General features: G+C 66.6%; 11 protein-coding genes and 1 pseudogene. 5 read left to right on the forward strand and 7 right to left on the reverse strand.

Features of this window, described 5'->3' with window-relative positions; genetic code table 11:
- Positions 1–44: 44 nt before the first annotated feature.
- The 3 genes from ssuE to RMO40_RS20615 all read right to left on the reverse strand — a co-directional run bounded on the left by ssuE (position 45) and on the right by RMO40_RS20615 (position 2,005).
- Complete coding sequence (gene ssuE / locus RMO40_RS20605; protein WP_309725348.1) at positions 45–605, reverse strand: NADPH-dependent FMN reductase; 561 nt, start codon at positions 603–605, stop codon at positions 45–47.
- 148 nt (positions 606–753) lie between these two features.
- Positions 754–1,518 (reverse strand): hypothetical protein, encoded by a 765-nt coding sequence (locus RMO40_RS20610; protein WP_309725350.1) that lies wholly within the window; start codon positions 1,516–1,518, stop codon positions 754–756.
- Positions 1,502–2,005 (reverse strand): sigma-70 family RNA polymerase sigma factor, encoded by a 504-nt coding sequence (locus RMO40_RS20615; RefSeq protein ID WP_309725352.1) that lies wholly within the window; start codon positions 2,003–2,005, stop codon positions 1,502–1,504. Before RMO40_RS20615 ends, RMO40_RS20610 begins: the two co-directional genes overlap by 17 nt.
- A gap of 64 nt (positions 2,006–2,069) precedes the next feature.
- Here RMO40_RS20615 and RMO40_RS20620 point away from each other — a divergent pair, with 64 nt between their 5' ends.
- The 3 genes from RMO40_RS20620 to RMO40_RS20630 all read left to right on the forward strand — a co-directional run bounded on the left by RMO40_RS20620 (position 2,070) and on the right by RMO40_RS20630 (position 5,122).
- Positions 2,070–3,395: a S8 family serine peptidase gene (locus tag RMO40_RS20620; protein ID WP_309725354.1), complete on the forward strand. Its 1,326-nt coding sequence runs from the start codon at positions 2,070–2,072 to the stop codon at positions 3,393–3,395.
- 127 nt (positions 3,396–3,522) lie between these two features.
- The gene (locus RMO40_RS20625) at positions 3,523–4,119 is read left to right on the forward strand and encodes a hypothetical protein (RefSeq protein ID WP_309725355.1); all 597 of its coding nucleotides are present in this window, start codon (positions 3,523–3,525) and stop codon (positions 4,117–4,119) included.
- A 76-nt stretch (positions 4,120–4,195) separates the two neighbouring features.
- A complete protein-coding gene (locus RMO40_RS20630) occupies positions 4,196–5,122 on the forward strand; it encodes a hypothetical protein (protein WP_309725357.1) in 927 nt (308 codons plus the stop codon).
- Positions 5,123–5,126: 4 nt separating this feature from the next.
- Here RMO40_RS20630 and RMO40_RS20635 read toward each other — a convergent pair whose 3' ends face one another.
- From RMO40_RS20635 to RMO40_RS20650, 4 genes are all read right to left on the reverse strand, one after another.
- Entirely contained in the window at positions 5,127–5,513 is a 387-nt protein-coding gene (locus RMO40_RS20635) for a hypothetical protein (protein ID WP_309725359.1), read from the reverse strand.
- Positions 5,510–6,214, reverse strand: coding sequence for a hypothetical protein (locus RMO40_RS20640; RefSeq protein ID WP_309725361.1), 705 nt, complete (start codon positions 6,212–6,214; stop codon positions 5,510–5,512). Before RMO40_RS20640 ends, RMO40_RS20635 begins: the two co-directional genes overlap by 4 nt.
- A 131-nt stretch (positions 6,215–6,345) precedes the next feature.
- Positions 6,346–7,194 carry a PA4780 family RIO1-like protein kinase gene (locus tag RMO40_RS20645; RefSeq protein WP_309725363.1) on the reverse strand — a complete coding sequence of 283 codons (849 nt, stop codon included), beginning with the start codon at positions 7,192–7,194 and terminating at the stop codon, positions 6,346–6,348.
- The gene (locus tag RMO40_RS20650) at positions 7,191–7,925 is read right to left on the reverse strand and encodes a glutathione S-transferase family protein (protein ID WP_309725365.1); all 735 of its coding nucleotides are present in this window, start codon (positions 7,923–7,925) and stop codon (positions 7,191–7,193) included. Before RMO40_RS20650 ends, RMO40_RS20645 begins: the two co-directional genes overlap by 4 nt.
- A 72-nt stretch (positions 7,926–7,997) precedes the next feature.
- Here RMO40_RS20650 and RMO40_RS20655 point away from each other — a divergent pair, with 72 nt between their 5' ends.
- Both RMO40_RS20655 and RMO40_RS20660 read left to right on the forward strand, forming a co-directional pair.
- Positions 7,998–8,477 carry an LEA type 2 family protein gene (locus tag RMO40_RS20655; protein WP_309725367.1) on the forward strand — a complete coding sequence of 160 codons (480 nt, stop codon included), beginning with the start codon at positions 7,998–8,000 and terminating at the stop codon, positions 8,475–8,477.
- A 24-nt stretch (positions 8,478–8,501) separates the two neighbouring features.
- Positions 8,502–8,731 (forward strand): annotated as a pseudogene (locus tag RMO40_RS20660) (cation:proton antiporter); the annotation flags it as partial.

An 8,731-nucleotide genomic window follows, 5' to 3' on the forward strand; every position in this document is an offset into this window, starting at 1 on the left:
ATGGTGATGGGGCTTTCTTTTCTGGTGAGTCGAGGGGTTTGCAGTCAGGAGATTTCTGAGGTGAGTGCGTTGCGCCGTGAGCGCGGCGAAAGCTCCAGGACGCCGAGCACCGCGCGGTCGAGCCGCTCGATCACGGCGGGGTCAAACTCGTAGCGGCCGCCGGCTTGCAATCGCGCTTGAGGGTCGGCCACGAACACCGCGTCGGCGATGTGGCGCGCGCCGAGTGCATGCAACACCGGCTTCAAGGCGTAGTCGATCGCCAGCAGGTGGGCGATGCTGCCCCCGGTGGCCAGCGGCAGCACAGCCTTGCCGGCCAGGCCGTCTTGCGGCAACAGATCCAGGAATGTTTTGAGCAGGCCGCTGTAGGCCGCCTTGTAGATGGGGGTGGCGATCACCACCACATCGGCGTCACGCACTCGCTGAAACGCGGCCTGCAAGTCCGCATGCGCCACATCGGCCTGCAACAAGGCCTGGGCCGGCAAGTCGCGCAGCAGCAGCGTGTGGCACAGCGCATCGGCGCGGCGCAGCTCATGCTGCAAATGGGTCAGCAACGCGTGCGACCGAGACGGCGAAGACGGGCTGCCCGCCAGTAAGACGACATTCATCTGTGTGCTCCCTCAGGGCCTGTGATGACAGGCCGATGAAGTGCACGATACGCAGCAGCCTATGTGCCGTGAACGAAGCTTTTCATCTGTGCTTGTTTGCGCGTCAGATAAGCCTGAACGCAGGAAGTGTCAGGCCGTCTCGCCTCACCTAACGAACCCAACCACGATCTCGCGCCTGACGTTCTTGCGCCGAGCTCAGCGCGTTGCCGGCCGCGCGTGCGTCGACTGCTTCGAGCACAGCACGCGGCAGCGGGCTGCTGGCCTGACGCATCTCACCCGACGCGGCCCGCTCAGCGCCGCTTGCAGTTTGAATGGTCCACTGCGCGGCTTCGCGGCAGGCGAGCCCGGCCATGCGTTCGGTGCTGAATGCGCGGCAGTACTGGCCGTCTTTGTCGATGAAACTCACCGGCACCATCACCGGCGCTGCCGAGCCTGCGGCGGCGGCGTCGCTCGCAAGCTGCGCATTGAGCGCTTGCGCCAGTGGACCGCCGGCCACCAGCTTGCCGCCGGCCTCACTCACCAGCGCGTCGTTGGCAACTGGCGTGCCCAGCCCGCTGATCTGCATGCCGATCGCCACCCCCAGCGCCACGCTGGCCGCCATGCCGCCCCACTGCGCCCAGCTGGGGGCGCTGCGCCGCACCGTGCGTCGTTCCCGCTCGGCTGCCAGGTCGACCACCGGCGGCGGTGTGGCTTCGGTGGCAGGTGCCGCCAGCAGGGCCGTGAGCCGCTCGGGCACCGGCTCTGCCAGCACGCTGGCAAACGCTGCCGAGATCCGCTGCCGCTGGGCCTGCAATGTGCGAACTCGACCCTGCAGCTGCGCGTCGTGCCTCAGGGCCTCGTCCAGAGCAAGCCGGCGCTCGCCGGTGAGCTCGCCATCGGCATAGGCCGTCAGTTCTTCATCGGTCCATCTCATGTGTGCCTCCGAGCAGTGTCTGCAGCGTTTCGCGTGCACGGGCCAGGCGGCTGGTGAGCGTGCCGACGGGAATATCAAGCACGCCGGCGGCTTCTTGGTAAGACAAGCCCTCCACCATCACCAGGCCCACGACGGCGCGCTGGTCGTCGCCGAGCTGGGCGATCGCCTTGCGCACGGCCATCGCATCGACCTGCGCGTCGTTGCTGGCCACGCCGACGTGCTCGCCCTCCTCTTCGGAAACAAATGTCTGGCTGCGCCGTTCTCGGGCGCGGAGCTCGTCGATCCACGTTGTTTGCATGATCCTGAACATCCAGCTGTCCAGACGCGTACCAGGCGTCCACTGGTCGGTGCGTGTGAGGGCCTTCTCGAGCGCCATCTGCACCAGGTCATCGGCGTCCTCGCGTGTGTGGGCCAGCGTGCGCCCAAAGCGCCGCAGCCGCGGCAACAGGGCCGCGATCTGGGTTCGCACATCCGTTACAGAGTTCACCATCTATGGGGGACAACGAGTGGGTGGCGGATTTTCTTCCACTTGCCGTTCGTTATCCTCACAGATGATGAAAACGCTCGCCAACTCCTCCACACGCCGCCGCTGGCACGCAGCTCGTTTTGCCAGCTGGCTCGGTGCCGCCATGCTTGTGTGCGCCGAGCCTGCTGCGGCCCAGCTGCGCCTGCCTTCGGTTAGTTTGCCGGGTGGCGGGCGACTGCAGCAGCAGCCCGCGGTGCAAGAGACGCTGCGGCAAGTGGTGCCGCTGCAAGAGCTGCGGCTGAACACCCAGCGAGATCTGCTGCGGCGCCACCCCGACCGAATCGAGGCCGACTCCGCCGGGCACCCAGTGCGCCGCGGCGAGCTGATCTGGCTGGCACCGTCGCAGCCTGCGTTGCGGGCCGCCCTTGCGCAGGGCTTCACGCTGCTTCGTGAACAAGTTTTGAGCGAGCTCGATCTGCGCCAGGTGGTCTTGCGTGCGCCCGACGGTGAAGCGCTCTCGGAGGCCGCCCAGCGGCTGCGCGCCATCGAACCCGATGCCGTTGTCGACTTCAACCATTTGTACCTGCGCGGCGGTGAAACGGGCCGCGGCCAAGCGGCGCACTCGGCGCCGTCACGCGCATCGCAGCGGCGTGTGGGCTTGATCGATGGCGGCATCGACCACCGCCACCCGGCGCTGGCGCAGGCGCGCATCCACAGCCAGGGGTGCGACGGCCGGCAGCTGCCCAGCCCGCACGGCACGGCAGTGGCCTCGCTGCTGGTGGGGCGGGACGGCGCCTTCGCTGGCGTGGCACCCACGGCCGAGCTTTTTGCAGCCGACATCTATTGCGACCAGCCCGACGGCGGTGCGGCCGAAGACGTCGCGCGGGCGTTGGCCTGGATGGCGCGCGAGCGGGTACCGGTCATCAACATCAGCCTGGTCGGCCCACCGAATGCCCTGCTCGACAAAGCCACGCAGGCGGTGATCCGTCGTGGCCACCTGGTGGTGGCGGCGGTCGGCAATGACGGGCCCGGCGCACCGGCCTTGTACCCCGCTTCGTATGCAGGCGTGGTCGGAGTCAGCGGGGTCACGCCGAAACGCCGCGCGCTGCCCGAAGCCGCCCAGGGTCGGCAAGTGATCTTGTCGGCGCCCGGCGCCGAGGTCGCCGTTGCCCGCGTAGGCGGCGGCTACGTGGTGGCGCGTGGCACCTCGTTCGCCGCCCCCATCGTCGCGGGGCTGCTGGCTGAAACCCTCCGCGAACCCGACACACCATCCGCGGCCGCGGCCCTGCAGCGCCTGGAGCGCAATGCCACCGATCTCGGTGACGCTGGCCGCGACGACGTGTTCGGGCACGGCTTGGTCGGCGAGTCGGCCAGGACATTGCCGGAGCGCGTTTCCGCGCGGCGCCCGTGACGCGCTTTCACTCTGTGCAAGCCATCACCGTTACAAAATAGTTGGGATGGATCGGGCCTCGGGCCTCGTTGTACTGAGCAAGAGGGTCGGACGGGCCGGCCCTCCCCACAGTTCAAGGAGATCACTCATGACCACGCAAGTTTTCAATTCGCGCCCCGCTCTCAAGCTCGCAACGCTGGCAGCCTGCCTTGCCGCTTCGGCGGCCCATGCCGGCGTGCTGGGTGGTGCTAGCTCAACTCTCGGCGCGACGGTCAGCCCGCGCAGCCTCGACATCGGTGGTCAGTCCCGCGTCGGCATCCAACGCGATGCGGTGGCGTCGCCCAGCGGCGACAAACTGCGCGACGCGACCGGCGCCGCAACCGGCCAGGTGGGCCAGGCCAAAGACGCTGCCACCGCCAAGGGCGCTCAGGTCAAGGCCGATGCCGACGCCAGCGCACAAGCGGGCCGCGACACCGCGGTGGATCAGGCCGCATCCGCCAAGGCCAGCGCTGACGACAAGCTGCGCCAAGGCGCCGACCAAGTGCGCGGACAAGCGGGCAACGCCAAGGCTGCAGTCACCGGCACTGCCGGCCAGATGCAAAGCGATTCCAACGCGGCTGCGCGCGCCAGCGCCACCGGCAACACGCCGCGCGGCAATGCGTCGGCGTCGGGTTCTGCGAACGCATCGCGCACCGACCGATCGGTGAATGCCTCGGTCTCGGGCGACGCCAGCGTGGGCCGTTGATGGGCCCAGGCCCTGACGTGCATGCGTCAGGGCCTGCTTCCAAGTTTCGAATCTCCCACTCTCTCGTCATCGCAACATGAGCACCTTCCCGCCCCGGTCCGCTTGCGGCCTTGCCTGTTTCGCACTGCTTGCCTCCAGCGCCGCATTGGGTAGCGAGCGCAATGACACCACGGCAACCAACGCCGACATGCGCTACGTCGCAGCGAGCCTGCAACGCGATGCCCAGCACGGGCAGGCGGTGATGGGCTTGCTGTCGCTGCCGGTTGGTGAGCGCGCTTGGGTGCAGTTGGGTGGCGGCCAGACCCGCCAAGAGCAGACCTCCACTGCGCGACGGGCGAGTGTGGCCAGTGCAGGCGCCGGCTACATCGGCAAGCACTGGCAGGCATCGCTGGTTGCGACCCATCGCAGCGGCGGGAGCGACTTCCGCCAGACCGACTGGGACGGTGTACTGGAGTGGCGTGGTGAGCAGTTCGGCTTGGGACTCGATGGTCACCACCGCGACGCGCGCCTCGCCGGAACTGTGACGACACCGACGCCCCCCTCGGGTACCGCGACCGTTCCGGTCTTGCAGCAATTGAAGGGCAGCGGCTTCGGCGTACACGGCAACGTGCAGCTGACAAGCAAGTTCACGGTCTACGCCGCCACCATGCACTACGACTACCGCGTTTCGACGCAACAGAACGGAGCCAGCACGGGTGGCAGCACGTCGCTGTTGTCGCAAGCGCTACCGCAGGCCAGCCCGTCCTTTGTATCCCGCGACGAAATGGCGCTGAACCGCAGCAGCAGGGTGGGCGGGAGTTATCGGTTCGACGCCATGACAGTGTCGGGTGATTTCATCGCCGACCGCGTGCTCGACGAGCCCGCAACGGTGCGCACATTTCAACTCAAGGCCGCGCTTTATCTGTCACCGCAATGGACCGTCACGCCCACGCTGGGGCGCACCCGCAGCGAGACTTTTGGCGGTGTCACCTTCGCAGGGCTCGCGGTGAGCCATGCGTGGTGATAGTTCAAAAGATGGTGATGCAGACGGTGTCGCTGTAGGACACCAAGTCGCCGCCTGAGTCGTAGCCGGCGACGTCATAGCAGTAGTAGCCATCGAACTGGACCGAGGCGTCGACCAAGCTGAGCGCATCGACCTGCGCCAGCGTGCGGCCGCCGCGGCGCACCACGAAGCTCGCAGCTTCAGGGTCATCGCTCCAGTCGACCTGAACGGCCTCGGGGCCCACACGCGTGAGCGCAATGTCCAGATGAGCAATGACGGGCGAAGGTGGCGGTGGTGGGGCCACGACCACCACCTCGGCGCCGCCGCCACAACCGGAAATGCCAGCGACCAAGGCAAGAACAGCAGCCGCGGCTGCACGGCGCATGGGAAGAACAAAACGCCGCGTCATCATGGTCGACTCCTTGCATCGGCTTGTGCAGCCACGGTGACTTTCGATGTGCTCACGTAAACGAGCGGCAGCGCCTGGGCCGGAGCGCTCAACTCGAGAACAACGAATTTGTCGAAGCGATTTGTGGCGGCGAGATTGGCGAAAACTGTTTGCTCAGGAAGAGCATCACCCGCCAGCGACCCCGGCGCACCACGCAGGTCTTTGCGATCGCTTGCCTGGTTACTTTGAATCCAGCTGAAGCGCACGATCCCCGAAGGTGTGGCCAGCCACGATTTCACCCGCACCGATTCGCGCTCAGGAAAGCCAAGGCCACCGTCGCTCACCACCAGTTCGACGTTTTCAGCAGGCAGGGCAATCGTGGTCGAACCCACGGTCAACTGGACTTCACGAACCGCGCGGTCAAAGCGACCCACATAGAAGTCAGGGTCGGTGTCTTGTGTGCTGTCTTCATAGCGCACGCGAAACGACAACGCGCCGGAAGATAGATCAGCTGCAGAGAACACCGCACCTTGCGGCAGCTTCGCCAGCCGATCGGGTGTCAAGGGCTTGAAGGTGCTCATTCCAACAATCTCTACTTCTTTCGCGGCACTGGGCAGCGCGACGGCGAAGGCGACAGCGAGCGCGCAGACGAGCGGAGTGAGTTGTCGGAAGTTCCATCGCGTCGCCGGTTTGGATGGAGACCCGTGGTGCAGCTGATGTGGCATGGTCGACCCACCTTGTAGTTGCTTGGTGAACCGTTCAACGCGGGCAATCTCAGGGTGGTTGACCGGCCACTTGCAAGGCCGGGCGTGCAGAAGGGTCTTGCTTCGGCCGCCTACGCGGCCTCGGCCCGATGTCACTGCACGGTTTTCATGCGCACGATGCGTGCAGCCTCTTCGGCGCGCGCATCGTCGATCTCGCGCATCACGCTGGCCAGGTCGACCGCGCCAGCGCGGTGCTCGTAGCGGCCGGTGAGCGGCGTATCCACACTCAGCATGCCGCGCTGGTACAGATCCCAGATCTCGGGGCCATATTGAGTCGGCAGCAGCTCGGGCGCAAAGCGGCCGAAGAAGCCGCGCAGGTTGGCCACGTCGCGCAGCAGCATGCGGCTCGCGTGGTTGTTGCCCGCGGCGTCCACCGCCTGTGGCAGGTCGATGATCACCGGCCCATCGGCGGCGAGCAGGATGTTGAACTCCGATAAGTCACCGTGCACGACCCCCGCGCACAACATGCGCACCACCTCGGTGAGCAGCGTGGCGTGGTGGGCCAGCGCCTGCTCGTGCGTGAACACCACGTCGTTGAGCCGCGGTGCGGCATCACCGCCTTCGTCGGCCACCAGTTCCATCAGCAGCACACCGTCGTAGAAGTTGTGAGGCTTGGGCACACGCACACCGGCTGCGGCGAGGCGGTAGAGCGCGTCGACCTCGGCGCTCTGCCAGGCGGCCTCTTGGGCCTCGCGGCCAAAGCGCGTGCCCTTGGCCATGGCGCGCGCCTGCCGGCTGTTCTTGACCTTGCGGTTCTCGGTGTAATCGACCGCTTGGCGAAAGCTGCGGTGGGTGGCTTCCTTGTAGACCTTGGCGCACAAGGTGTGGCCGCCACTGCGCACCACGAAGACCATGGCCTCTTTGCCGCTCATGAGCTGGCGCACCACCGTGTCGATGAGGCCTTCTTCGATCAGGGATTGCAGTCTTGCGGGTGCTTTCATGGCGGCTGGTCGAGCTCCGGGTAGCGGCGAAAAATGCCTTCTTCATTGAACGTTATGCGCCGCTCGCTGCGCAGGTAAGCCGCCACCCGCGGCAACGCGGCCACGCGGTCGTGCAGGTCGACGATGAGGGGCGTCTTGGCCAACACACGCTGGGCCGCGTTTGGAAACGCGTAGCGCAGGCCCTCGATCAGCTGAAACAGCGACAGGTCGGCATAACTCAGCTTGCCGCCCACCAGGTAGCGCGGCCCACCCGTGTTGCGCGACACGATGGCCTCGAACCACTGCAAGAACTTCGGCATGCGCTCGCGGCAAAAGGCCTGAGCGCGGCGCAAGGCTTCCGGCTTCTGGTCTTCGTAATACAGGCCCACGCTGATCGGATGGTGCGTGTCGTGCGCCTCGGTCACCATGTCGCAGATGGTGAGCTGGATCTGCTGCGTCCAGGCCCTCGCCTGCTCGCTGCGGGCCACCAGCTTCAGCGTAGGCCCGAGGTAGTGGAGGATGGCGGCCGTTTGCCCCACGAGCACGGCGCCGTCTTTCAAAAAGGGCGGCGCGAACGGCGGGTGCACCTCGTGTGCGCCTTCCATGTAGCCCAGCATGGCGGGCACGCCCTGCCCCGCCTTGCCTTCAACGCGGGCCACGTCGATGTAGGGCGCACCCGCGGCCTCCAGCGCCAGCCGCACAAATTCGCCGCGGCCCTGGATGGTGGGCCAGTAATGCAGTTCGTAACTCATGGGCGCGACTGTAGTCTGCCGGGCTGCGCAAAGCTCAATAGACTCACGGCGGTGGCAACGCGAGGAGCTCGCATGAACAGGCGCAGGTGGTGGCGATGGGTGGGTGTGTTGGCCGTGATCTGGCTGATGGGGGGCTGCGCCAGCCTGGGGCTGCGCGAGCCGATCCAGGTCAACCTGGTCGGTATCGACCCGCTGCCCGGCGAGGGCATGGAGATTCGCATGGCGGTGAAGCTGCGCGTGCAAAACCCCAACGACGTGGCGCTCGATTTCGACGGCGTCTCGATCGCGCTCGACCTGCGCGGCAACAGTTTTGCCACCGGCGTGAGCGCAGAGCGTGGCAGCGTGCCGCGCTTTGGCGAAACGGTGATCACCGTGCCGGTGTCGGTCTCGGCGCTGGCGGCGCTGCGACAGCTCATCGGTGTGGCCACCAGCCCCGACAGACCCGCCGCAGACTACACGCTGCGCGGGCGCCTCTCGAGCACCGGGTGGGGGGGCATGCGCTTCGAGTCCAAGGGTGAAATCAACCTGTCGAAGGTGCTGGCACCCAAGTAGCACTGGGCCAGCGTATCCTGCCGAATGACTTTTGCACTCTGGCTCACACTGGGCGGCGCGATCCTGGTGGTGATGGCGCTGAGCGGGTCGATGCTGTCGCGCATGCCCGTCAGCACCTCCATGCTCTACCTGCTGGCGGGCCTGGCCCTCGGGCCCCTGGGCCTGGCGCTCGCTGCACCCACCCCTTTCGACAACGCGAAGCTGCTCGAGCACATGACCGAAATCATCGTGCTGCTGTCGCTCTTCACCGCCGG

Origin of the sequence: Rhizobacter sp. (genome assembly GCF_031412075.1) — a bacterium.
Lineage (GTDB): Bacteria > Pseudomonadota > Gammaproteobacteria > Burkholderiales > Burkholderiaceae_C > Rhizobacter.

What these genes read in the sequence shown, in the direction of transcription:
- ssuE (WP_309725348.1), bottom strand. Translation starts at nt 605, where the DNA reads ATGAATGTCGTCTTACTGGCGGGCAGCCCGTCTTCGCCGTCTCGGTCG.
- RMO40_RS20610 (WP_309725350.1), bottom strand. Translation starts at nt 1,518, where the DNA reads ATGAGATGGACCGATGAAGAACTGACGGCCTATGCCGATGGCGAGCTC.
- RMO40_RS20620 (WP_309725354.1), top strand. Translation starts at nt 2,070, where the DNA reads ATGATGAAAACGCTCGCCAACTCCTCCACACGCCGCCGCTGGCACGCA.
- RMO40_RS20625 (WP_309725355.1), top strand. Translation starts at nt 3,523, where the DNA reads ATGACCACGCAAGTTTTCAATTCGCGCCCCGCTCTCAAGCTCGCAACG.
- RMO40_RS20630 (WP_309725357.1), top strand. Translation starts at nt 4,196, where the DNA reads ATGAGCACCTTCCCGCCCCGGTCCGCTTGCGGCCTTGCCTGTTTCGCA.
- RMO40_RS20635 (WP_309725359.1), bottom strand. Translation starts at nt 5,513, where the DNA reads ATGATGACGCGGCGTTTTGTTCTTCCCATGCGCCGTGCAGCCGCGGCT.
- RMO40_RS20640 (WP_309725361.1), bottom strand. Translation starts at nt 6,214, where the DNA reads ATGCCACATCAGCTGCACCACGGGTCTCCATCCAAACCGGCGACGCGA.
- RMO40_RS20645 (WP_309725363.1), bottom strand. Translation starts at nt 7,194, where the DNA reads ATGAAAGCACCCGCAAGACTGCAATCCCTGATCGAAGAAGGCCTCATC.
- RMO40_RS20650 (WP_309725365.1), bottom strand. Translation starts at nt 7,925, where the DNA reads ATGAGTTACGAACTGCATTACTGGCCCACCATCCAGGGCCGCGGCGAA.
- RMO40_RS20655 (WP_309725367.1), top strand. Translation starts at nt 7,998, where the DNA reads ATGAACAGGCGCAGGTGGTGGCGATGGGTGGGTGTGTTGGCCGTGATC.